This window comes from Rhodococcus sp. W8901 (assembly GCF_013348805.1).
Classification (GTDB): Bacteria; Actinomycetota; Actinomycetes; order Mycobacteriales; family Mycobacteriaceae; genus Prescottella.
This window is the reverse complement of record NZ_CP054690.1, coordinates 2856126-2878669: the sequence shown is the minus strand read 5'-3', so window position 1 is coordinate 2878669 and position 22544 is coordinate 2856126. Positions and strand designations below refer to the sequence as shown.

Below are 22544 nucleotides of genomic sequence, written 5' to 3'. Positions count from 1 at the left end.
ACTCGCCCCCTGAGAGCAGAATGCCCCGGTTGCATCGGGACCACACCATATCAAGATCCTTTCGCCGCCCGGACGGTTTCCGGCCGCACGAAAGACCGACATATGGCCTGGTAGATAGGCAAAAATGCCCCTTCGGTCCGGTTCGTCCGTGCGCCCCTGTCGGGGGTCGGATCGAGGGGCTCGCAGGCGCCTTTCGGGACGCCTAATCGAGCGACGAATCATGCTCCCGCGCGGCGAGCAGAGTGCCCGGCCGAAGGTCGGTCCAGTTGGTGTCGATGTAGTCGACACAGGCGCGGCGGGTGTCCTTCCCGTGCGCTACGGCCCAGCCGGCGGGAACATCCGCGAACGCGGGCCAGAGCGAATGCTGGTTGTCCTCGTTGACCAGCACCAGGAAGTTCGCATCGTGGTCGTCAAACGGGTTGGTCACCACTACACCTCTCGATCGTTCCGACGAAGAGTGATGCACACCATTATTTAGATCGAGCGACACACCGGGGCTGTTACACCATGCTAGTCCCAAAACGTGATATCCCACCCGCGCGGCGAGGGCGCGGGTGGGCTCGGGTCGAGACGAAGAATCGGGATCAGATGGCGGTGGCGACCTTCCACGCCGAGTGCATCGCGCCCTCGATGTAGTCGACCTCGCCGGCGTCACCGACGACGCGGACGTCGACGCCGTCGCGGGCCAGCACATCGGCCAGCGGCGCCGCCGCCGAGACCCCCGACGCCACCACGACCATGGTCGCCGGCACGGACAGCGTCTTGCCCCCGACCGTGAACTCGACCGACTTCTTGGTGATGCGCTCGACCGTCGCGTTGCGCTGGATGTTCACGCCCAGCTCCTTGGCGTGCTTGATCGCGGTCCAGCGGCGCGGCATCGCCATCGGGATGCCCAGCTGCTGGCCCTCCTCGATCAGCGTCACCCGGCTGCCACGCTCGGCGAGGAACTCCGCGAGCTCGAGACCGACGAGCGACCCGCCGATGACGACGACGTTCTTGCTCATCGGCAGGAACTTGAGGAACTTGCGGCTCAGGACGCGGATCTTCTCGGGGCTCTTGGTGATGCCGACGAGCCCACCGAGCCTGCCCGCGACCCGCAGGAACAGCGATTGGTCGGAGACGTCGCCGGTGCCGGTCATCAGGCCACGCAGGCTGTCACCGGTGTGCACGTGCGGCAGGTTGCCGCCGGGGACGCTCGGCCGCGCGCGCACCGCACCGGTCGCGACCACGACGGCGTCGGGCGCGAGGGCCTTGATGGTCGCGGCCGTGGCGTCGGTGTTCAGCCGGACGTCGACGCCCAGACGCCGGACCTCGTTGCTGAGCCAGTTCAGCAGGCGTTCGTTGTCGGGGGTGGTGAGGGTGGAGAACCACAGCGTTCCGCCGAGGCGGTCGGTCTTGTCCAGCAGCGTGACACGGTGACCACGCTCGGTGGCGACCCGGGCGGTCTCCAGTCCACCCGGACCGGCACCGACCACCACGACATGCTTGCGGGTCGTGCTCGCCGGGAACGGCAGCAGCGTCTCGTTGCCGAGTGCCGGGTTCACCGCGCACAGCGGGGTGTCGTCCCAGAAGTTCTCCTGCACGCACACGTAGCAGTTGATGCATGGACGGACCTGCTCGCTGCGGCCGGCCTCGAGCTTGTTGACCAGGCCGGGATCGGCCAGCAGCTGGCGGCCCATGGCGACGAAGTCGGTCCGGCCCTCGGAGATCATCTGCTCGCCGACCTCGGGCAGCATGCGACCGACGGTGATGACCGGGATCGACACCCCACGCTTCACGAGCGCGGCGTTGTCGGTGTAGTAGCCGACCTTGTCGGGCAGCGGGCCGTCGGTGAAGTTCGCGAATGCGTTCAGTGCGGTGCCCGTGACGTGGATGGCGTCCGCGCCGGCCTTCTCGAACATGGCGGCCGCGCCCGCGGCCTCCTCGGGGGTCAGGCCCTCGGACTCGCCGTACTCCTGCCCCGCCAGACGGACGATGACCGCGAGGCTGTCGCCGACCTCGGCCTTGACCGCGCGGATCACCTCGCACGACAGCCGTGCCCGATTCTCCAGCGATCCGCCGTACTCGTCGGTGCGCTGGTTCGAGTAGCGGCTCAGGAAGCCGCCGAGCACATAGTTGTGGGCGCAGTGGATCTCGACCGCGTCGCCGCCGGCGGCCTTCACGCGGCCCGCAGCCTCCGCGAACATGCGGACCAGCCAGTCGAGATCGTCCTGGGTGGCCTCGTGGTAGGTGGCCTTCTTGCCCTCCTGGATGGCGGCCATCTTCCCGAGTTCCGCGGGGGTGCAGTCGGCCATCGCGCTCATGTCACCGGGCGGCTTCGGAATGGACGGCACCAGCTGCGGGCGGCCGTCGAGGGTGTCGATCCGGGCGACCTTGCCGTGGTGCGTCATCTGCACGCACAGCTTGCTGCCCGCCTCGTGGACCGCGTCGGCGAGCGCCTTCAGGCCGGGGATGAACCGGTCCTCGGACAGGCCCGGCTCCTTGCGGCTGGTGCAGCCCGCCGGGTACGCGACGGCGCAGCAACCCGTGATGATCAGACCGGTACCGCCCTCGGCGCGGGCGGCGAAGTGGTCGATGTCGCCCTGGTGGATCTCGCCGTCCTCGCAGAGGTTCATGTCCATGGCGGGGAGAACGACCCGGTTCTCCAACGTGATGGGCCCGATCGTGCCGGGAGCGAGCAGGTGCGGGAACGTCTGGTTTCGGATCGTCACGAGCAGAAGGTATTTCGCGACGGCAACCTCTTGTGACGGCTTCCCGCTCAGCGGGACTCGGTGGGGCTCCCCCGCCGGCCCCACGCTCGCGCCCGCGCTACCGCCCGAGCAGTGCCTTCACCTGGCCGGCACGCTTGGCCAGCCCCCATCGGGTGACCTTGAGCAGCGCCTCCCGGACGATGTTGCCGCTCATCTTCGACTCGCCGATCTCCCGCTCGGTGAACGTGATCGGCACCTCGGTTACGGTGAATCCCTGGTTGATCGCCCGCCACGCGAGATCGACCTGGAAGCAGTAGCCGTGCGATTCGACGGCCGCCAGATCCAGCGCCTCGAGCACCTCGCGCCGGTACGCGCGGTAGCCACCGGTGATGTCCTGGATCCGCACCCCGAGCGCAAGGCGGGAGTAGATGTTGCCGCCGCGGGAGAGCCATTCGCGGTGCTTGGGCCAGTTCACGACGGTCCCGCCGGGCACGTACCGCGACCCGAGCACGAGGTCGGCGCCCGCGTCCACCTGGTCGAGCAGCCGGTGCAACTGCTCGGGCGCGTGACTGCCGTCGGCGTCCATCTCGACCAGCACCGTGTAGTCGCGCTCCAGGCCCCATCGGAAGCCGGCGATGTACGCGGCACCGAGGCCGTTCTTCTCGGTGCGGTGCATCACGTGGATGCGGCGGGCGTCGTCGGCCGCGGCGAGCTCGTCGGCGAGACCGCCGGTGCCGTCCGGGCTGCCGTCGTCGACGACGAGGACGTCGGTGGCCGGCAGCGCAGCGTGCAGCCGGCCGACGATCAGCGGCAGGTTCTCGCGTTCGTTATACGTCGGAATGATCACCAGGGTCCGTGCGCTCGGTCGCGCGTTGCCCCCGTTCGGCGTCCCCGCTGACATCGAGATCCTCCCTGCCGGCCGAGGCCGGTGCCTTCTGTGTGTCCTGTACGTCGCAGTCGGTCTGCGTCGTCTTGCCGGCCGATCCGTCGCCCCGCCGGCTGCGCACGGCAGCGAACACGAGGGCGGCGGCGGCACCGAGACACAGGAGAACCTCCGGAATCGGGCCGAGCCGAGTTGCCAGCGTAGTACCGGTACGTAGTGAGACCTCCGACACCAGGGCCGCGGGCACGAAAAGGTCCGATTCCTGCCCCACCGAACCGTCCGCCGCGATGATCGCGCTGACCCCGCTGGTCGCGGCGACCACCACGTCGCGCCGGTGCTCGACGGCGCGCACCCGGGACATCGCCAACTGCTGGTAGGTCATCTCGGTGTCGCCGAACGTGGCGTTGTTGGTCGGCACCGCGATCAGCTCCGCGCCGTTGCGGACCGATTCGGTGAGTGCCCGGTCGAACGCGACCTCGTAGCAGGTCGCGACACCGACCTCGATGGCGTCGGCGGTGACGACGCCGTTGCCGTGACCGGGGACGAAATTGCCGGCCTGGTCGGCGTACGACGAGAACAGCCGGAAGAAGTCCCGGTACGGCAGGTACTCCCCGAACGGTTGGATGATCCGCTTGTCGTGCCGCTCGCCGGGCCCCTGCGCGCCGTCCCAGACGATCACGGAGTTGGTGGTGGTGCCGTCGGCGTTGACGAGGACGGCTCCGACCAGGATCGGGGCGCCGACCGCCGCCGACGCGGCGGTGATCTCCTCGGCGGCGTCCGCGTTGCGGAGCGGGTCGATGTCCGACGCGTTCTCGGGCCAGATCACCAGGTCGGGCTGCGACGCGCGGCCGGCGGCGACGTCGTCGGCGAGTTGGAAGGTGCGGCGGACATGGTTGTCGAGGACCGCCCGGCGCTGCGCGTTGAACTCCAGGCCGAGCCGGGGCACGCTGCCCTGGATCGCGGCCACGGTGACGGTGCGGTCCCTGTCGCTGTCCGCGTGCACGTACGGCACGGCCGCGAGGGCGACCGCCGACGCGGACACGGCGACCACGAGCGGTCCCGCGAATGCCCGGGGGCTGCGGTTGCGGGCGGCCACGAGTCCCACCGCCGCGAGGCCGGTGCCGGTGAGCGCGACGCCGAAACTGAGCAGCGGCGCCCCGCCGAGCGCGGCCAGGGGCAGCAGCCAGCCGTCGGGCTGACCGAACGCGAGCTTGCCCCACGGGAATCCGCCGAACGGCACCGACGAGCGCAGCCATTCGGTGAGACTCCACACCGCCGCGACCGCCAGTGCGACCACCCACACCGGCGCGCGCAGCCGGTGGACGAGCACGGTCCCGAGCCCGAACAGCCCGATGAACACCGACTCCGCGGCGGACAGCGCCAGCCAGGGCAGCGGTCCCACGTACTCGCCGATCCACGGCAGCAACGGCACCAGGAACCCGAGCCCGGCGAGGTAGCCGTAGCCGAATCCGGCGCGCAGTGTGCGCCCCCCGCGGCCGTAGCCGGTGAGGACCGCCACCAGCAGCGCGACTCCGACCGGGGCCAGGAACCACAGTGGGCGCGGCGGAAAGCTCGCGAACAGCAGCAGGCCGGACACGACCGCGAGCACGCAGTCGCGCAGTGTCGCGGTCAGGGCGCTCCGGTCACGCCCCATGGACGGTGACCCCGCGGTGCACCGAGCGCACGCACACGGGGGTGCGTGCGCCGTCCTCGAGCCGCGGCAGCGCCGGCACACGCGAACGCGGATCGGTCGACCAGCGCTGCACCGAGTCCTTGGGCGCCGAGACGACGAGTTCGTCGGCGTCCCACACCACGTACGACGCCGGCGCGCCCGGGGTGAGCGTGCCGGCCATGCCGTCGCGGACGCCGCCGGCCCGCCACGCGCCCCGCGTCGCCGCGGAGAAGGCCGCGCGTGGCGACACCCCGCTGCCCGGCGTGCGGTGGTGGACCGCGGCCCGGAGCATCGCCCACGGATCGACAGGGGTCACCGGGGCATCCGAGCCGAACGCCAGCGACATCCCGGTCGAGGCGATGGGCGCGAACGGGTTCATCCGCAGCGCGCGCTCGGCGCCGAGCCGCTGCGCGTACATGCCGTCGGCGCCGCCCCAGAGGGCGTCGAACATCGGCTGCATGCTGGCGATCACACCCCACCCACCCAACAGGGCCGCCTGCTCGGGGGTGACCATCTCGAGGTGCTCGAGGCGATGTCCGCGGGCGGCGAGCGCGGGCCCGCCCAGTTCGGTGGCGACGTTCTCGAACGCCGCGACCGCGGTGGCGACGGCACCGTCCCCGATCACGTGGAAGCCGGCCTGGATGCCGGCGAGCGTGCAGGCCCGGACGTGCGCGGCCACCGCGTCGACGTCGAGATAGCTGTTGCCCCGCGGGTTCGTCGTGTGGCCCGCGCAGTCGTGGTACGGCTCGAGCAGGGCCGCGGTGTGGGAACCCAGCGCGCCGTCGATGAACAGGTCGCCGCCGAGCGCGTGCGCGCCGGTGCGAGCGAGCAGGTCGGCCGCGGCCTCGGGGGAATCGACCGCCTCGCCCCAGTAGCCGCGCACCTCCACCCCGTGCGACAGCGCGAGCAGTTCCCGGAAGTCGTCGAGACCACCGACGTCGGGGCCGCCGCACTCGTGGACGGCGACGACGCCCTGCGCCGCGGAGTGGTCGAGCGCCGCGACGCGCGCGGCTACCCGCTGCGCCGCGGTGAGCAGGGTGCGGGCCCGGGCGCGGACCAGGTGGTGCGCTTCGCCGCTGACGGCGCCGTCGGGGGTGAAGCCGCCGGCCGACGCGAGGTCGGGCACCGCGGCGCGCAACGCGGTCGAACACAGCGCGGAGTGCGCGTCGATCCGGGTGAGGTACACCGACCGGCCCAAGGCGGCGGCGTCGAGTTCGGCGGTCGTGGGCGCGGCGTCGGCCCAGCGGCTGTCGTCCCAGCCGTGTCCCCAGATCACCGCGCCGTCGTGCGTCTGCGCGAACCGGCGCACCAGGTCGAGGCATTCGGCCTTGCTGCGGGCCCCGCCGAGATCGAGGCCCGTCAGCTGCAGACCGAGGGCGGTGACGTGGACGTGGGTGTCGACGAATCCGGGGGTGACGAAGGCGCCGTCGAGTTCGATCACTTCCGCGTCGGGATGCAGGGCGCGGCCCGGACGGTCCTCGCCGATCCAGACGACGATGCCGTCGGTGACCGCCATCGCGGTCGCGTCGGGGGCGCTGGGACTGTAGATGCGGCCGTCGACCAACAGTTGGGTACTCACGGGCATCCAGTCTGCCTGTTACGGCAGCGCGCGGGGCCCCTGGGTCGGGGTGTCGGGGTACACGTCGACGACTTCGCCGTCGATCACCGTTCCCCCACCACTTCCGCGGCCTCCCCGGGCGCGGGACGCGAACTCGACGCCCGCCAGTGTCACGTTGGCCCGCTTGCCCGCCAGCAGGACCGCCGCCGGTCGCAGCGCCCACCGCGTCGGCGGCAGCAGCATCAGCAGGCCGAGGACCGACGTCACCAGTCCCGGCACGAACATCAGCACCGAACCGGCGGCGACCATCGCGCCGTCGGCGACCGCGCCGGTCGGGGATGCCTCGCCGCGGGTCGCCCGGCGGAAACCGTCCATCACCACGCGCCACTGCGACCTGACCAGCACCATGCCCACCGCGGATCCGGCGATCAGCAACAGCACCGTCCACAGCACGCCGATCGTGCTGCCGACCCAGATCAGGACACCGACCTCCACCAGGGCGTAGAGGAGGAACAGGGGCGCGATCATGGTGGATCCTCTCGGTGGGTCGCCCGCCGGGTGTGTGGCGGGATGCTCTGTCTGCTCAACGATCGGGGGTACCGAAATGCTCCCACGCGCCCGGATTCGATCCCGTAACGGTCTAACCCTAAAGTTGACGTAGAGACTTCTCGCGTGGTCGAGTACCGGTATCGATCGGCTGGGAGGGCCGATCCCCAGGGAGGAGTTCACATGTCTCGTCGCTTCGGCCGCAGCACCACACGCCGATTGTTGACCCGCCTGTCCGTCGCGGTCGCGGGTGCGGCCGCCGGTGCGGTCGTGTTCTCGGGCGTCGCGACCGCGGCCCCGGCGGCACCCGCGCCCCCGCCGCTGCAGGGCCTGCTCGAGCAGTTCACCAAGAACGCTCCCCAGGCATCCGATTTCCTCGGCGGCCTGCTCGGCACGCCCGGGGTCACCGAACTCATCGAAGGCGCGACCGGCCAGGAGGTCGGCGCCACCACGGCGAAGGACTTCATGTTCCCGGCGCCCACGTTCGGATGCGGGGCCGCGGGCAATCCGATGACGGTGACCGTCGCGAGCGCGCAGGCCGGGCCGAACTTCCCGCTGCCGCCGTGGATCGAGCGCGGCAACCTGCGCTTCCAGGCGGTGCCGGCACATCTGGCCATTCCCAAGGAATCGGGTCTGCAGGTGGCGTGGTTCAACGTGACGACGCTCGAGGGTGGGGTCGTGCCGCTCGACGACACGCTCCTGAACGTGCCGACGCTGTCGAAGACGGTGAAGACCGGCGAGGGCACGGTCCTCGCGGCGCTGTTCGGTCAGGTGAAGTACGACTCCGGCACCACCTGCACCGCACTCGGCACCGTCGGACAGTTCACGGCGTAGCCCGGACGGATCGATCGTGAAGGGTCTCCGGCGGTCGCCGTCGGAGACCCTTCACGATCGGTGAAGCCGATCTCACGAGGTGCGACCGTTCGCGATCTCCTCGATCGAGTCGCACCGAATCGATCCGGCGGCCGCGGTCCAGACCGGATCGCGATCGATACTGGTGGCCAGGCCGTTGATCGTGAACGTCAGGGCCGTGTGGTCCTCGCCGGCCGCGACCCGCAGGCCCTCGCTGGTGGTGCCGCCGAGTCGGTAGTGCTCGCCGTCCGGGCCGGAGAAGGCGATCGACACCGCGTTCGTCCGCTCGTCGCCGTCCCCGAACAGGATGTTCAGACTCGCCTGGATCGAGAAGTCCTGGCCCGGCGACTCGCCGCCACCGTCGTAGTCGGTGAAGTCGCTGGTGGTCACCTCGTACCCCCAGCTCTCGCCGCCCGCCAGCGGGTCCGTGTAGTGGTGGCAGGCCGTGAATCCGTTCTGCGGCAACGACACCCGGCCGGTCCACGACACCCCCAGCTCCAGCCACGAGTCATCCGCCGCGCCGACGTCCGGCAGGTGAAGGGCGCGGCCACCCTCGGCAGGGGTGAACCTGTCAGCGGCCGTTGGCTGTTCGTCGTTCACTGTGCACCCGAGCAGGGCACCGATCGCCACGGCCGCCGGCAACAACGACGCTCCCCAGCGCCTCTCCCCCATCATGCCCGCCACCCTAGCCGCGGGTGCGAGCACAAGGCGTCGTGCCGTGCGGATCGAACGGATGCATCGCTCCATGAAAGACGGAGACGAGGGGATTACCCGCTCCTCGCCACTCTCGACATACCGCGCACCCGGGGCCTTGCGGCAAGACCCCGGTAGTGCTGCAGAATCTCCGGCCGAGGCCAGAACCTGCGGAAATCAGTGACACGCGGTGCCGGTGTGCGCACCTCCGGCCCACGCGGAGCAGCTGGCCGAAATGCAACCTTCTCGAACGGGGTTCCGATGATCGACGTGATCGTTGCCGGCGGCGGACCGACCGGCCTGATGCTCGCCGCCGAGTTGCGGCTGCACGGGGTGCACGTGCTCGTACTGGAGAAGGAGACGACGCCCACCGAAGTGGTCCGCTCCCTCGGCCTGCACGCGCGCAGCATCGAGGTGCTGGACCAGCGTGATCTCCTCGACCGGTTCCTCGCGCACGGACGGCGGCACCCGGTCGGCGGCTTCTTCGCCGGCATCCCCAAGCCGCAACCCGAACGGCTCGACACCGCGCACCCATACGTCCTCGGCATCCCGCAGCCTGTAACCGACCGTCTCCTGGCCGAGCATGCCGCCGAACTCGGAGTCGAGATCCGGCGCGGCTGCGAACTGGTAGGGCTGAATCAGGACGACCACGGGGTGACCGCCCTGCTGGCCGACGGCACCCGGTTGCATTCGAACTACCTCGTCGGCTGCGACGGCGGCCGCAGCACGGTGCGCAAACTGCTCGGCATCGACTTTCCCGGCGAGCCGAGCCGGGTGGAGACGCTGCTCGGGGAGGTAGCTCTGACGGCATCGACCGAGACCCTCGACGCCGTGATGGCCGAGGTCCGCAAGACCCAGTTGCGGTTCGGCGCCATGCCCCTCGGGGACGGGGTGTACTGCGTCATCGTGCCCGCGGCGGGAGTGGCCGAGGACCGCACGGTCCCGCCCACCCTGGATGAGCTGAAGCAGCAACTGCGCGCCATCGCCGGCACCGACTTCGGTGTGCACTCACCGCGTTGGCTGTCCCGCTTCGGCGACGCGACCCGGCTGGCCGAGCGCTACCGGACCGGACGGGTGTTGCTGGCCGGCGACGCGGCGCACATCCACCCACCGAGCGGCGGGCAGGGACTCAACCTGGGCATCCAGGACGCGTTCAACCTGGGCTGGAAACTGGCTGCCGAGGTGGGGGGCTGGGCGCCGGAGGGGCTTCTGGACAGCTATCACACCGAACGGCACCCGGTGGCCGCCGACGTGCTGGACACCACCCGCGTGCTGATGGAGCTGATGTCCCTCGAGCCCGGCGCCCAGGCAGTGCGCCGGCTGGTGGCGGAACTGATGGACTTCGAGGACGTGAACCGGTACCTGATCGAGAAGATCACCGCCATCGGGATCCGCTACGACTTCGGCGCGGGGCACGAACTGCTCGGCCGGCGGCTGCGGGACGTCAGGCTCGAGCGGGGGCACCTCTACGGGCAGATGCACGCCGATCGTGGACTGCTGCTGGACCAGACCGGCCGGCTCTCGGTGTCGGGATGGGCGGATCGGATCGACCACGTCGTCGACGTCAGCGAGGAACTGGACGTGCCCGCCGCACTGCTGCGGCCGGACGGCCACGTCGCGTGGGTCGGTGAGGATCAGCAGGATCTGGTCAGTCAGCTGCCCACGTGGTTCGGCGCCGCCGCGGGAGAGACATCGGGGTCACGACCATCGCCCGGGCCTTTACGGCCGCCCGGTACCACTGAGATCGTTCCCTGGCAGACGGCGTTCTGCGGATTGATGAACCGCCATCCCGCGCCGGTCTCGACGGTGACGGTGAAGTCCACCGTCCCAGTCCCGGTCCAGGTTCGGTTGACCGGGATTCCGGGATTCTGCTGCCAGGCGGCCTCGTCGCTGACGCTGCGGCCGGACTCTCCGGTCGTGGTGTTGTGCCAGTCGACCAACACCCGTGTGCCGTACCAGTTGACGCCGAAGCTCGGCAGCAGGCCGGCGGGAGGCGCGGGCAGTTCGTTGCCGCCGCTGAGCAGGATCGACGGCTCCAGCGCGGCCCCACCGGGACGGAGCGACTCTCCCGACGCGGCATTGATGGTCCACGTGAACGCCGGGGCCCAAAAGAGAGGATTCGCGCTTCCGCACGTCATGGTCGTCGACGTGGGCGGGGCAGGCTGGGCGTTCGCGACTGCGCCTCCGCCGGCCGCCACCGCAGTGCTGAGTCCGACTGCTGCGAGCGCCGCTGCACCGCCGCGACGAATCAAATGTCCGCTCATGATCACTCCCCTGGATCCGAGACCGCGGGAACCGAGACGTCGCCGCGCTCTGGACATATCGCGAACCGTCTCCCTTCGTTACCGGACGTACGACCTGAACTGTGCTCACACAATCACATTCGGAGCCGTGCAGCTCGCCGGGATGTGCAGACTGCCACGAACGTCCCGAGCATTCTCCAGAATGGATTCATTCTGCGATTCGGGCGTCTACGCCTCAGGCCGTAAGCCGTTCGCATCCTGTGAGCGGAGCCCACGTCGGGAGTGTGAGCGGGTTCCGGAACGGACTGCGGTGGACGGCGCGACGTCGGACCGGTTCTGCGACAACGGCCGTCAGCAATGTCGAAGGTTCTGTAGTGTCGGGCACCGAAATCGAAGCAGAGGTCACAAATCAGGCGGGGGACAATGCCGAGGATTGCAGTTCGACTGACCACTTTTACTGCGGGGCTTGCGGCCGGGCTTGTCGGCCTGACCTTGGCGGGAGTGCCCGCTCAGGCGCAGGAGAGCGGGGAATCCGCCCCGCAATACGCGCCGACCATGCTCGTTCTGGATGCGTCCGGCTCCATGCAGCGGCCCGATCCGGCGGGCACGATGATGGATGCCGCCAAGAACGCCGTCCACGCCTTCGTCGACGGCGCGCCCACAGATTCGAAGGTGGGACTGACGGTGTACGGCACCGGCACGGGAAGTGATGACGCCGAGAGGGCTGCCGGCTGTCGTGACGTCCGAGTGTTGCACCAGCCGGAGACTCTCGACAGGGCCGCTCTGAACAGTGCGGTCGACGGTATCGCAGCGAGCGGTTGGACGCCGATGGGTAACGCATTGCGCCAGGCCGCCGCGGAACTGCCGAACTCGGGTCCGCGTTCGATCGTGCTGGTTTCCGACGGCGAGGACACCTGTGCGCCGCCCGAACCATGCGAGGTCGCCAGGGAGTTGAAGACACAGGGTGTCGATCTGGTGATGCACGCGATCGGCTTCGGAGTCGATGACAAGGCCCGTGCTCAGCTGACATGCATGGCACAGGCCACCGGCGGCACCTACACCGATGTCGCGGACGGGCCGGCGCTGGAGCGGACCTTGCCACGGGTCACTGCCGCAGCACTGCGCAACTACAAGGCCGCCGGCACGTCGATCACTGGCGCGCCCACCTACGAGACCGCGCCGCTCGCGGAACCGGGCCAGTACCTGGACACCCTCGGGCAGAAGGAATCGCGCTACTACGCCGTCGATATCCCGGACGGTGCCACCGCCTACGTCAGCGGAACCATGTCGTATCCCCGCGTACCCGGCATCCCAGGAGTCGAGGACACGAACGTCCTGAGCATGCGCGTGTACGGCGAGGACGGCCGCGACTGCAACAAGTACGAATTCGAACAGCTCGTCTACTCCAGTGACGGTGCGGCGCTGACGGTTACCGAGACGTTCGACGGCGCGACCGAGAAGCGCGCGGGCGACGGCACCGGTGCCGACAAGTGCCGAGGTGGTGGGCGCTACTACTTCGCGCTCAGCTGGGACAAGACCTCCAAGGGGGCGCCGGAACGGCTGCCGATCGAACTGCTCGTCGGGATCGAGCCCGCCGCAACCGACTCCGACCCAGCGGCGGTAGGGTCGCCGACCACGTTCGTCGAACCCGTCGGATCGGGCACCCCGGCGGCCGGAGGCGGATCCTTCAACGTCGCGACCGAACTCGACGGCAGCGGCCGGTACACCGACACTCTCCAGCCGGGCGAGTTCGTGTTCTACCGGGTGAAGCTGGACTGGGGCCAGGGGCTGGCGTACCGCGTGCACTACGACGCGAACGGTGGCCGCGGTGTGGAGAACGTCTCCAATGTCCGGACCACCATGTACTCCCCCACCCGCGAGGAGATCGACTCGGACTTCGGGTCCTACACCGGCACCGAGTACGTACTGCCGGCGAATGACTCAGCGTTCGCGACGGTGCCGATCCGATACGGCAATCGCACATCCGAGGACCTCGCCATCCGCAAGGAGGCTGTGCCGGGCTGGTACTACATCGCGGTGAAAGTGGGTTCGACGCCGTCCGGCGACGCAGGCCTTCCGGTGCCGATTCGACTCGACCTGACCGTCAGTGGGGACACCGAGACCGGCCCGTCGTACTCGACCGCGATCACGGACGGGATCTTCGGGGAGGGCTCGGCCGCCACCGGCGCGTCGGCCGGTGGCACGGTCGCCGAGGAAGCCACCGCGGACGGCGATGCCGCGGCAGAGGCAGCCGCGGCCGACTCGGATTCGACGACCAGCGGACTCGCATTCTCCGGAGTCTGGATCGCGGTCGCTGCCGCTGTGGTCGCCGTCGGCGGTATCGGCGGCTGGCTCGCTGTGCGATCACGCCGAAGGTAGTTCGCACGGCGAACGCGAGCTGGGCCCGATCACGGTCGGGCCCAGCTACTTCGCGCCCTGACGCCGCACCATCTCGGTGATCCAGATTGGCGCGAACGGAGATGTGCAGTACGGCGGCGTCGGGTAGTCCTCGAGCACCCGCAGGCGCTCGCCGATGTCGATGGCGCGGTCGCGGTACTCGGCGTGCTCGATCCCGATCTGAGCGAGACAGTGGTTCATTGCCCACTGCAGGCGGTCCGGGGCGTCCTTCATCTCCGCCTCGATGACGTCGAGCAGTCCGGCGAGGTCCAGGCCCTCCGGCTTCTTCGCCACGCGTTCGGTGGTCAGCGCCCAGCCGGCACTCGCGACCACTGGATCGGGGTCGGCCGACCAGGTCGCGCGTAGCTCCTCGGCGTGCGGATTCTTCTCGACGACATAGTTCACGAGCCAGTCGTGCACCTTGGGGGTGCGCGCCTCGCGGAGCATGACGTCCAACTCGTCACGCTCGAAGGCCTTCGGGCGGCAGATCAGGATCGCCAGCAACCTCGCCGCGGTGTCATCGGTCCCCCAGAGCCGGCGCGCGAGTTCCTGCTGCTTCTTCAGCCGCTTGGCGAGCGCGCGTAGTTTGCCGAGGTTCACCCCGTGATCGTCACCGTGCTTCTCGTTCACCTTGCGGATCTTCGGGTCCTCGAGCGCGGCCAGCTCGGCCATCACCTCGGCCACCGTCGTCTCTGCCACCTCAGCCTCCTGTCCGTCATGTGCGAGGTTCAACCTACGACGGAAGTCGCGATCCGGTGGTCGGCGATCGTCAGGGTCCGGGGACTTCGTCGTTCGCCCGCGCCTCGATCCAGTCGATTGCCTCATCGGTCAGCTCCGACTGCCCGTCGACGGACTCCCCCGACCACCAGCTCGGATCGAGGTCGCCGTCGTTCACGGCGACCACTTCGGATCTGACCGACGGCGTCAGCGGCTCCCCGTTGTGCTCGACCAACCAGTCCCGCGTCTCACCGCTCAGCTGCGTCCACCACCCGGCAATGTTCATCGCCCGATCATCGCGCCCACAGCAGGCGGACGCATCGGGGAACACCCTGAACTTCCGATCCGCCGGCCGGGACATGCCGTCAACACGGTTCACAACCGACCGCGTTCCCGACGGCGGGGCACCCCCGAGATCAGCGAGCCGAGTCGTTCGTGGGCCAGTTGGCCAGCAGGGAGTCCAGGGCGTCCAGGATTCGTGACCAGGACTCCTGAGAGTCGGGAGCGCTGTGACTGAACCCTCCGCTCAACTCCAAGCTGGTGTCGCCGAACGGGCGGCCGGGAAGCTGACACTCGGCGCCATTCGGAGCGAGTTGGTTCGCATCGTTGCGCAGCGGTCCGAGGACGACCCCCATCTGCACTACCTCGATGGGTGCGAGCTCTACGGTGACGCCGACTACGCGGAGCTGCCGCTGCCCGATCAACTCCACCCGGATGCCGCCACCCACCGCCTCATCGGGGAACGCTTCGCCAAACCAGCCTTCACCGCTGACGGAGCCTGGCCCCGGTAACGGCCGCCGTATGTCGATGGGTCGATGTGGCGGGACCGGATCGGATGCCCTTCGGGTCAGCCGCCCGACCTCGAGCGGAGTGCCCGGATGACACCCGGAAGAGTGCTCTGCCTGTCCGAGAAGTCGTAGCTGGGCACCCGACCGTTCCCCAGATTGAAGTAGACCCCGGCATGACCGAATTCCGGGGGCACCGGAGCCGCGGCACAGACGTCGCTGACGATGCACGGGTATCGGGCGAACATCGTGACCATCCGTTTGCGGTTCGACGCCGAGATCCGGAACCCGGCATCGACCAAGGAGTTGATCTCCAGCTGGAAGTAGGCGACGCCCGCGTCGACGAGCCGGTCCAGATGCTCGAGACCGTCGATCAGGGACACGTCGTCCTTCAGGATGAAGAAGCCGTTCGCGATCTTCGGCACCGTCAGCCGCTGCAACAGATCCAGTTGCTCGTCGACTTTCGAGATCTTGGCCGAATCCACCGCAGTGAACTCGAAGTAGGTGGGCCGCAGCGAATCGACGGCATCGACGACGCTGTCCGGGGCGTAGCCCGCCGACGCGTCGACGTACAGCGACGTTCGAGGACCGACCGTCTCCTGCAGGGCTACGAACGTGCCCGCGTCGACCACCCGCGTGTCGGTCGTCCCCGGATCGCCCAGGCAGATCCCCACGAGATCGACGTCGCGTAGTTTCGCCGCCTCTGCGAGCGAGACGACCTGGTTCACCTTGATCACAGCAACCTCCTGCGTGGGTACCGACCTCCGCGGATCGTAGGCGGACCGAGTTCCCGATCCCGAACAGCACGTCGGGGTATCCGGTTGCGGTTCTACCTGCGTGATCGGCGGGCCGTCGATCGTTCGCGGGGTCGCTGGTCGTCGGCACGGTCCCGCGCCCGGGCCCCGGACTGGGCCTGTGCCTGGGACGGCCGGCGTGTGGTCCGGCCGGAGTCGGTGGGCGTCCGTGGGGCGCGGGCACGTCGAGCGGGCCGCGCCTTCGGCGGTTCGACGGGGCGACCGAACACGGTTCGCATCCAGCGGCTACCGCCGCCGTTCAGGGAGACGAGTGCTTCCGGTTCGCGCAGCGCGGCGTGCGCGATGAAACCGAACATCATCATCGTGGTGATCATCGAGGTCCCGCCCGCGGAGATGAGCGGGAGCTGGAGACCGGTGACCGGCACCAGACCGACGACGTAGGCGATGTTGATGAAGGCCTGTAGCACGATCCATGTCGTCGATGCGGCCGCGAGGATCCGCAGGAACGGGTCGCTCGAGCGCTGCGAGATACGCATCCCGATCAGGAGCACGATCGCGAAGAGCACGATGATCAGGAACGCTCCGAGGAAGCCGAGTTCTTCCCCGATGACCGCGAAGATGAAGTCGTTGTGCGACTGCGGTAGGTAGCTCCACTTCGCGTCCGACTGGCCGAGCCCCTTGCCGAACACTCCGCCACTCGCGAGGGCGTACTTGGCCTGGATGGTCTGGTAGTTCAAGCCCTGTGGGTCCATGGTCGGATTCATGAACGCCTTGATCCGATCGGACCGGTATCCCGCGGTCAGGCCGAGGACAAGGGACGCCACGCCGCCGGAGATCGTGATCGCGGCGACGGTGCTGGTGCGGAATCCACCGAACCAGAGCATGGCCATCAAGATGATGCCGATGGTGATCATCGTGCCGAGGTCGCGCTGGAGGACGACCAGCGCCATGACGAGAACGCTCACCAGGGCCAGCGGTTTGAGTGCCTTGTTGACGTCGACACCGGCCGACACGTATGTCGCGAGCAGATGCGCGCACCAGATGGCCAGCGCGACCTTCGCGAACTCCGATGGCTGGAACGAGATTCCGCCGACCACGAACCAGCTGCGGGCACCCATCTGCTCGACACCGATGCCGGGGATGAGCACGAGGACCAGGAGGACACCGGCGATCCCGAGCAACCACGGGGCCAGCGCGCGGATCGTCCGGGTGCTCACCCGAACGATGGCGACGAAGGCGACGAAACCGATCGCGGCGTAGATGGCCTGCGGGATGAATCGCGCATACGGCGAGCCGGACGAGACGAAGGACTCGACGCTGGACGACGACAACACCATCGTCAGACCGACGGTCACGAGCAACGCCGTCACGCTCAGGATCACATGGAAGTCGAACAGCGGCCGCTCGGACCACACCCTGAATCGAGTCCGCGGCGACCCTGTCGCCCTGCCGCCGCGCGACAATCGTCCCGTCTCCGCGTTGCGGGACGACTCGGGATGCCCGCCTCCCGAGCGGGTCCGGGCTCGGTCCCCTGCCAGATCCCTCTCCGACTGTGCTCTCACGCCACCATGGTCCCATGGGTCACACGCACCACAGAGCCACTCAGGCCCGTGGTGTGCCGATCTCCACCACATGCGCCCATCCCGGTGGCCGGTCCGGAACGGAGTCGAGGTCCGGCCGGCCTCGAGGACCCGCCGGAGGGAACAGACCGACCACCGTTCGACACCCTGGTCGGCTGCTCGGCCAAGGGGTCTGGCCGTCGGTGAGGACGACCACCACGTCGGGGCGGGGCCGACTGCGTAGCGCTCTGGTGAATCCGGCGCGCAGATCCGTGCCACCGCCGCCGAACAGCGGAATGTCCTCAGCCCGGCACAGCGGGTGCACGACCCGGGCCGCCGCGTCACACGACAGCACCGTGACCAGGTCGCGACGCCCGCCCACGGCCCGCGTGATGGCGGCCACCTCGAGCAGTGCGCTGCCCAGGTCGGCGTCGCTGACCGATCCCGACGTGTCGACGATCACGCTCACCCGGGGTGGGGTGCGCCGCAAGCTCGGCAGCACCGCGCCGGGCACGGCGGCGGAGCGCCGCGCCGGGCGACGGTAGGTGTAGTTCTCTCCGGTGCCGGAGGACGAGGTGGCCGTGCGGATCGCCGCGCCCAGCAGGGCTCGCCACGGCTGTGTCGGGTGCAGTGCTTCCTCCGCCCACCGCTGCCATCCGCGGGGCGCATTTCCGGGCTGACCGACGATGCTGTGTGCCACCCGGAATCGGACAGCGTCCCGCTGCTGGTCGCTGAGCCCGTTCGCCCCGTCTGGACCGAGTTCCCACTCCCGACACAGCCCGTCGGCTCCGCTGCCGCAGTCGAGCCACGTCAGACCGTCGGTGCGGGGACCGAGGCGGAACTGGCGCAGGTAGTCCTCCATGAGCTGCCCGCCGGGCAAGTCCAGGGTCGACGGCAGAACGGCATCGTCGGGTATCAGCAATCCGTCGCCGAACGCGTCGTCGTTGATCTCTGCGTCGGCGGCCAGGTTCATCCGTAGCCGCTCCGCGCGACCGGTCAGGTCGTGTGCGCGGGCGTAGCGGTCGCTGCGGCCGTGGTGATCGCGCAGCAGATGCGACACCCCGTGGACCAGGTGCGAGGCCAGCTCCTCCGCCGGCCGCTGGGCGACGAAGACGGGCGAGGCGTAGCAGCGCCAGTGCCGGTCCACACCCATTGTCGGCACCCGGGGCGACGCGACGATGTGCAGCGCATACAGGGCGGTCGCCAGGTAAGGCCGGGCGCGCGCGGCGTGCAGCCGGGCGGCGTAGATCTTGTCCGGATCGAGCGCCTGCGCCGCCGTCATCGACGGGCCTGCGCCGAGGCGCGGTCGGCGGCGCGGTCCGCCGCCAGAGACACCGACACGACCCCGGCGAGCTGGTCGATCTCCGCCGGCACCTCCCAGTCCTCCCGGCGCAGGGCGGCCAGTGTGGTCGCCGGGACGACCACGAGGTCCGGTGGCCCGGTCTGCACCGCGGCGACCAGGAGCATCCACGCTGCGTCCCAGCGGGATTTCTCCGGCCGTCGGCGGACTGCGGCGACCACCGCGTCGAGCACGGCCTGGCGCAGATCGCCGCGATCGGGGAGGTCGGCGGCCGTCGGATCGGCGAGCAGACTCTCGGGGTCCGGGAGGTCCATGCGGTCGATGGCGGCCAGCAGCTCGAAACCGGGCCCGTCGCCGACGCTGCCCCGGACCAGCAGGGACAGCACGTCCGTCGACGACGAGGCGGCGGTGGCGAAGGCGATCAGCCGCACGGTCATGTCCCAGCTCCGCGGGGACGGCCAGGCGCCGCCGCGGCGGGTCTGACTGTTCGGGAGTTGATGCACGAGAGCGGGGCGAGCGGTGAGGAGCTCGCAGACCGCGCGGCGGGCGAAGGTCACCGCGTCGGAGAACTTGGCCGGGTCGAGACGGGGCAACGTCGCGCGCGGCCAGGTTCCGCCCAGGCCCCGGACGACCACCTCGTGGTCGTGGGTCCAGTGCAGGTGCACGAAGCGGTTCGCCAACGGTGGGCTCAGTTCCCAGCCGTCCGCCGCCGAGGACGGTGGGTTGGCGGCGGCCACGATGCGGACACCGGGCGGGAGTTGCAGTGCCCCGATTCGTCTTTCCAGGACGAGCCGGAGCAGGGCTGCCTGCACGGCGGGCGGTGCCGTCGACAGTTCGTCCAGGAACAGCAGCCCCCGCCCGGCCTGCACGAGCCGGACGGCCCAGTCGGGCGGGGCCATCGGGACACCGTGTGTTGCCGGGTCGTCCCCGAGGACGGGCAGACCCGAGAAGTCCGACGGCTCGTGGACGCTCGCGATGACGGTGGTCAGCGGAAGGTCCACGGCCTCGGCGAGCTGGGTCAGGGCGGCGGTCTTGCCGATTCCCGGTTCACCCCACAGCAGTACCGGCAGGTCCGCGGACACGGCCAGGGTGAGGGCCTCGAGTTGGTCGTCGGGACGGGGTTCGGTGGTGACCGCGCCGAGCATCGCCGACAGTGCTGCGGCACTGTCGAGTTCGGTCCCGGACCGGTTCGGAAGGAGCGTGGAAGACATGTGCATCACCTGTGTTGTCGAGGGAGTCGCAGACGGCGGCCATCCGGCCGCATTGCGGGACAGCGGATTTCGGGGATGTGAAGGGAGGGCTCAGCGTGAGCGGGCGCGCCGCGACCGCCTGGAGCGCCGCGATCGCGATACGGGCGGCGTCTCCACCGGTTCGGTGCGAAACCTGTCGTACGTGCTCCGGCGATCCGCGGACGCCCGGAGTTCGTCCAACAGGGGGCCGTCGCGAAGGACTGCGTCGGGGCCGAGCAGTCCTTCGACGACGGCCAGCGCCCCGGCGGCGTCTCCGTGCTCCAGACGTTCACGAACGCCGGGCAGGCAGTCCGGACGGCGATGGGCCTGGTCGATGGCCTGCAGGCACGGTAGTGGGGTGCCACCCAGTGCGACGAGCAGTTCCTCGCGTCGGACCTCGGCGGGGTCGTGATCGAGTGCGGTCAGTGCACCGTCGGCCAGTCCGATCCGGTGTCGTTCACCGCGGCAGTCCACCAAGTTGATCCGGTTCTCCCGATTCGGCGTCCGGGACGGAGCCGGCGGAGACCAGCCCGGCTCCAGCGCGGCGGCAACCAGCGGGTGCAACCGGTCGGCGGTGATCGCTCCCGACCGAAGGAGCTCGACATCGGGCAGCACCCAGGTCGCGGCATCGGGCAGCACCGGGAGCGCGGCGAGCCGACCTCGCGGGTAGTCGTCCACGAGCCGCACCGCGGCGGGATCGGCGCCGCCGCCGATCGGCTCCACCACCACGTCGTACCGACCCCCGCACCGCACCCGCACGGGTCCGTCCCGCTGGCCGTCCGCGCGGAGCAGGATTCCGGCTTCAGCCGCCCAGCGGTCCACGGCGCAGCCCTCCGGTACCGACTCGGCCAGGGCGGGATCGGCCGCGGCGAGGGCCGGTGATATCCCTGTCCCGCAGCGAATTCGTAGATCACCGACCCATCGCACGTCCCACAGGTACCGATGGAGGTCGAGTCGGTACCGCCGGTTGGGGCGGGGATGGGGGTGGTGGGTGGAGCCCGTGCTGTCCCACAGGGTCAGTACGATCCGCTGTCCGGCATCCGCCCAGGAAGGCGCGGTGCGGGCCACCAGTTGTACCGAACCGGGCTCGCTGCAACTGTTTCGGCGTTCCGGCTGACCATATCGCGCCAGCGCGACAGTCAGTCCGGGGCGCAACAGTCCGTCGGGTGCCACCCGCGGCAGATGCCAGCGCAGCAGGTCAGGTGCCAGGTGTCGCAGGTCGGCCAGGACCTGTGTCGCGATGTCCCGGCCATGCCTGCGGGTCAGTGCCCGCAGGTCGATGTCGTCGTCGAAACCCGCTGCGGCACAGGCCCCGGACCAGTCATCTGCGAGGCGTCGGTTGGTTGCGGTCTCGATCATGGACGGCGGCACGGCGAACTCGCGCACGCGCAGCCAGAAGGAAAGTCGGGGATTGGTCCCGTTCGCGGTCGGATGGTGCATCAGCACTCACCGTGTGCGAATTGGGCCCCCAATCTTGGATCAGAGTGAGTCGTCATCGGCGCAATCGTAGCGCGGCGCGGCGATCTCGGCCAGTGCGGCGTCGGTGCGACGGTGCTCGCGATGTCGTTGCTAGCGTCGGCCGGAGCTTCCCACTGTCGAATGCCGCACTGTCACTGACGATCTCGGACCGGTCTGCCTCGCCGCGCTCCTGCTGCCCCTGGCCCTGACCTCGTGCGGCGACTCGGAACCCGACCAACCCATCTACGAGATGGAGGTCCGGGATGGTGAGCCGCCAGTTTTCAACCCCCACCGACCGCCCAGTTGCCCCCCCGGCCCGACACAGGGGCACTCGCCCCCAAGGACATCGAGAACGCCGTCCGCAGCCAAGCCGCAGCAGACCTCGCGACAGACGGCATCCAAGCCTCCGTCGACAACGTCCAATGCCTCATCGGAGGACCACCACTGATCTACCCCGCAACCACCCTCTGCCACGCCACCAGCAACATCCATGAGGACGTCCGTGCCCGTTGTCACATACCCGGCCGCACCAGCCCAGTCTCGTAGGACAGGACGACGGCCTGGACGCGATCGCGCACTCCGAGCTTGGCGAACACGCGGCCGATGTGGGACTTGATCGTGGCCTCGGACAGGTAGAGCTTGTCGGCGATCTCGGAGTTCGACAGGCCTCCGGCGACGAGGCACAGCACCTCGCGTTCGCGGTCGGTGAGCACGTCGAGCACCGCCGGGTCGCGGGACGGCGTGATGTCGTCGTTCAGGAACCGGGAGATCAACCGCCGGGTGACGCGCGGCGAGACGACGGCGTCGCCGGCGGCGACGCTGCGGATCGCCGAGACGAGGTCCTCGGGCGGTGTGTCCTTGAGGAGGAATCCGCTGGCCCCGGCGCGCAGCGCGCTCAGGGCGTGCTCGTCGAGGTCGAACGTGGTCATGACCAGCACCCGGCTGGGACCGCCGGACCCCAGGATCCGCGCGGTGGCGGTCACCCCGTCGACCACGGGCATCCGCACGTCCATCAACACCACGTCCGGCCGCAGATCCGCGGCGGCCTGGATGGCTCCCGCCCCGTCGGCAGCCTCCCCCACCACGACGATGTCGTCGTGGGCGTCGAGGACCATCGTCAAGCCCATGCGCATGAGTTCCTGGTCGTCGACGAGCAGCACGGAGATGGGCACCCGACGAATCTAGTGGGTGTCGGTGCCCGGTCGCA

Annotated in this window: 18 protein-coding genes and 2 pseudogenes; 4 read left to right on the top strand and 16 right to left on the bottom strand. The window is 69.6% G+C overall.

The features are described from left to right. Positions 1-202 precede the first annotated feature (202 nt). The 6 genes from HUN07_RS13625 to HUN07_RS13600 all read right to left on the bottom strand — a co-directional run bounded on the left by HUN07_RS13625 (position 203) and on the right by HUN07_RS13600 (position 7331). Entirely contained in the window at positions 203-427 is a 225-nt protein-coding gene (locus tag HUN07_RS13625; RefSeq protein WP_114722461.1) for an MbtH family protein, read from the bottom strand. A 157-nt stretch (positions 428-584) separates the two neighbouring features. Further along, positions 585-2711: an oxidoreductase gene (locus HUN07_RS13620; protein ID WP_174910264.1), complete on the bottom strand. Its 2127-nt coding sequence runs from the start codon at positions 2709-2711 to the stop codon at positions 585-587. Between the two features lie 97 nt (positions 2712-2808). Continuing rightward, positions 2809-3591, bottom strand: a complete 783-nt coding sequence (locus HUN07_RS13615) for a polyprenol monophosphomannose synthase (RefSeq protein WP_114722460.1) — start codon at positions 3589-3591, stop codon at positions 2809-2811. After that, entirely contained in the window at positions 3518-5227 is a 1710-nt protein-coding gene (lnt, locus tag HUN07_RS13610; protein WP_174910262.1) for an apolipoprotein N-acyltransferase, read from the bottom strand. Before lnt ends, HUN07_RS13615 begins: the two co-directional genes overlap by 74 nt. After that, on the bottom strand, positions 5217-6830 hold the full coding sequence (locus HUN07_RS13605) for an amidohydrolase (protein WP_174910260.1): 1614 nt from the start codon (positions 6828-6830) through the stop codon (positions 5217-5219). Before HUN07_RS13605 ends, lnt begins: the two co-directional genes overlap by 11 nt. A gap of 12 nt (positions 6831-6842) precedes the next feature. Continuing rightward, positions 6843-7331 (bottom strand): FxsA family protein, encoded by a 489-nt coding sequence (locus HUN07_RS13600; protein ID WP_174910258.1) that lies wholly within the window; start codon positions 7329-7331, stop codon positions 6843-6845. A 201-nt stretch (positions 7332-7532) separates the two neighbouring features. Between HUN07_RS13600 and HUN07_RS13595 the strand changes: the two genes are divergently transcribed. After that, positions 7533-8183 (top strand): hypothetical protein, encoded by a 651-nt coding sequence (locus tag HUN07_RS13595; RefSeq protein WP_174910256.1) that lies wholly within the window; start codon positions 7533-7535, stop codon positions 8181-8183. Positions 8184-8255: 72 nt separating this feature from the next. Here the strand turns inward: HUN07_RS13595 and HUN07_RS13590 are convergent, their stop codons facing one another. Further along, a complete protein-coding gene (locus HUN07_RS13590; RefSeq protein WP_254622495.1) occupies positions 8256-8876 on the bottom strand; it encodes a hypothetical protein in 621 nt (206 codons plus the stop codon). A gap of 279 nt (positions 8877-9155) precedes the next feature. Here HUN07_RS13590 and rox point away from each other — a divergent pair. Continuing rightward, positions 9156-10580, top strand: a pseudogene (gene rox / locus HUN07_RS13585) (rifampin monooxygenase); the annotation flags it as partial. A 41-nt stretch (positions 10581-10621) separates the two neighbouring features. On the opposite strand, the pseudogene HUN07_RS27445 reads toward rox, so the two are convergent. Then, positions 10622-11158, bottom strand: a pseudogene (locus HUN07_RS27445) (hypothetical protein); the annotation flags it as partial. Positions 11159-11692: 534 nt separating this feature from the next. On the opposite strand from HUN07_RS27445, the gene HUN07_RS13580 reads away from it, so the two are divergent. After that, positions 11693-13516: a vWA domain-containing protein gene (locus HUN07_RS13580; RefSeq protein WP_254622494.1), complete on the top strand. Its 1824-nt coding sequence runs from the start codon at positions 11693-11695 to the stop codon at positions 13514-13516. A 45-nt stretch (positions 13517-13561) separates the two neighbouring features. Here the strand turns inward: HUN07_RS13580 and HUN07_RS13575 are convergent, their stop codons facing one another. Together HUN07_RS13575 and HUN07_RS13570 are read right to left on the bottom strand one after the other, a co-directional pair. After that, positions 13562-14233, bottom strand: coding sequence for a DNA alkylation repair protein (locus tag HUN07_RS13575; protein WP_254622493.1), 672 nt, complete (start codon positions 14231-14233; stop codon positions 13562-13564). Between the two features lie 70 nt (positions 14234-14303). Next, a complete protein-coding gene (locus tag HUN07_RS13570) occupies positions 14304-14537 on the bottom strand; it encodes a hypothetical protein (protein ID WP_174910253.1) in 234 nt (77 codons plus the stop codon). Between the two features lie 223 nt (positions 14538-14760). Here HUN07_RS13570 and HUN07_RS13565 point away from each other — a divergent pair, with 223 nt between their 5' ends. After that, complete coding sequence (locus HUN07_RS13565; protein ID WP_441346765.1) at positions 14761-15042, top strand: hypothetical protein; 282 nt, start codon at positions 14761-14763, stop codon at positions 15040-15042. Between the two features lie 56 nt (positions 15043-15098). Here HUN07_RS13565 and HUN07_RS13560 read toward each other — a convergent pair whose 3' ends face one another. From HUN07_RS13560 to HUN07_RS13535, 6 genes are all read right to left on the bottom strand, one after another. Next, the gene (locus tag HUN07_RS13560) at positions 15099-15773 is read right to left on the bottom strand and encodes a hypothetical protein (protein WP_174910251.1); all 675 of its coding nucleotides are present in this window, start codon (positions 15771-15773) and stop codon (positions 15099-15101) included. 92 nt (positions 15774-15865) lie between these two features. Further along, positions 15866-17206: a putative lipid II flippase FtsW gene (gene ftsW / locus HUN07_RS13555; protein ID WP_174910249.1), complete on the bottom strand. Its 1341-nt coding sequence runs from the start codon at positions 17204-17206 to the stop codon at positions 15866-15868. A gap of 187 nt (positions 17207-17393) precedes the next feature. Next, positions 17394-18632 carry a vWA domain-containing protein gene (locus HUN07_RS13550; RefSeq protein ID WP_174910247.1) on the bottom strand — a complete coding sequence of 413 codons (1239 nt, stop codon included), beginning with the start codon at positions 18630-18632 and terminating at the stop codon, positions 17394-17396. Next, positions 18629-19867: an AAA family ATPase gene (locus tag HUN07_RS13545; protein WP_174910246.1), complete on the bottom strand. Its 1239-nt coding sequence runs from the start codon at positions 19865-19867 to the stop codon at positions 18629-18631. Before HUN07_RS13545 ends, HUN07_RS13550 begins: the two co-directional genes overlap by 4 nt. A gap of 84 nt (positions 19868-19951) precedes the next feature. After that, the gene (locus HUN07_RS13540) at positions 19952-21325 is read right to left on the bottom strand and encodes a hypothetical protein (RefSeq protein WP_174910244.1); all 1374 of its coding nucleotides are present in this window, start codon (positions 21323-21325) and stop codon (positions 19952-19954) included. Between the two features lie 524 nt (positions 21326-21849). Next, a complete protein-coding gene (locus HUN07_RS13535; protein ID WP_174910242.1) occupies positions 21850-22509 on the bottom strand; it encodes a response regulator in 660 nt (219 codons plus the stop codon). Between the last annotated feature and the right edge of the window lie 35 nt (positions 22510-22544).

Excerpts from the sequence above, each read along its gene's own strand:
- HUN07_RS13615 (WP_114722460.1), bottom strand. The coding sequence starts at position 3,591 with ATGTCAGCGGGGACGCCGAACGGGGGCAACGCGCGACCGAGCGCACGG.
- lnt (WP_174910262.1), bottom strand. The coding sequence starts at position 5,227 with ATGGGGCGTGACCGGAGCGCCCTGACCGCGACACTGCGCGACTGCGTG.
- HUN07_RS13605 (WP_174910260.1), bottom strand. The coding sequence starts at position 6,830 with ATGCCCGTGAGTACCCAACTGTTGGTCGACGGCCGCATCTACAGTCCC.
- HUN07_RS13600 (WP_174910258.1), bottom strand. The coding sequence starts at position 7,331 with ATGATCGCGCCCCTGTTCCTCCTCTACGCCCTGGTGGAGGTCGGTGTC.
- HUN07_RS13595 (WP_174910256.1), top strand. The coding sequence starts at position 7,533 with ATGTCTCGTCGCTTCGGCCGCAGCACCACACGCCGATTGTTGACCCGC.
- HUN07_RS13590 (WP_254622495.1), bottom strand. The coding sequence starts at position 8,876 with ATGATGGGGGAGAGGCGCTGGGGAGCGTCGTTGTTGCCGGCGGCCGTG.
- HUN07_RS13580 (WP_254622494.1), top strand. The coding sequence starts at position 11,693 with ATGCTCGTTCTGGATGCGTCCGGCTCCATGCAGCGGCCCGATCCGGCG.
- HUN07_RS13570 (WP_174910253.1), bottom strand. The coding sequence starts at position 14,537 with ATGAACATTGCCGGGTGGTGGACGCAGCTGAGCGGTGAGACGCGGGAC.
- HUN07_RS13550 (WP_174910247.1), bottom strand. The coding sequence starts at position 18,632 with ATGACGGCGGCGCAGGCGCTCGATCCGGACAAGATCTACGCCGCCCGG.
- HUN07_RS13545 (WP_174910246.1), bottom strand. The coding sequence starts at position 19,867 with ATGCACATGTCTTCCACGCTCCTTCCGAACCGGTCCGGGACCGAACTC.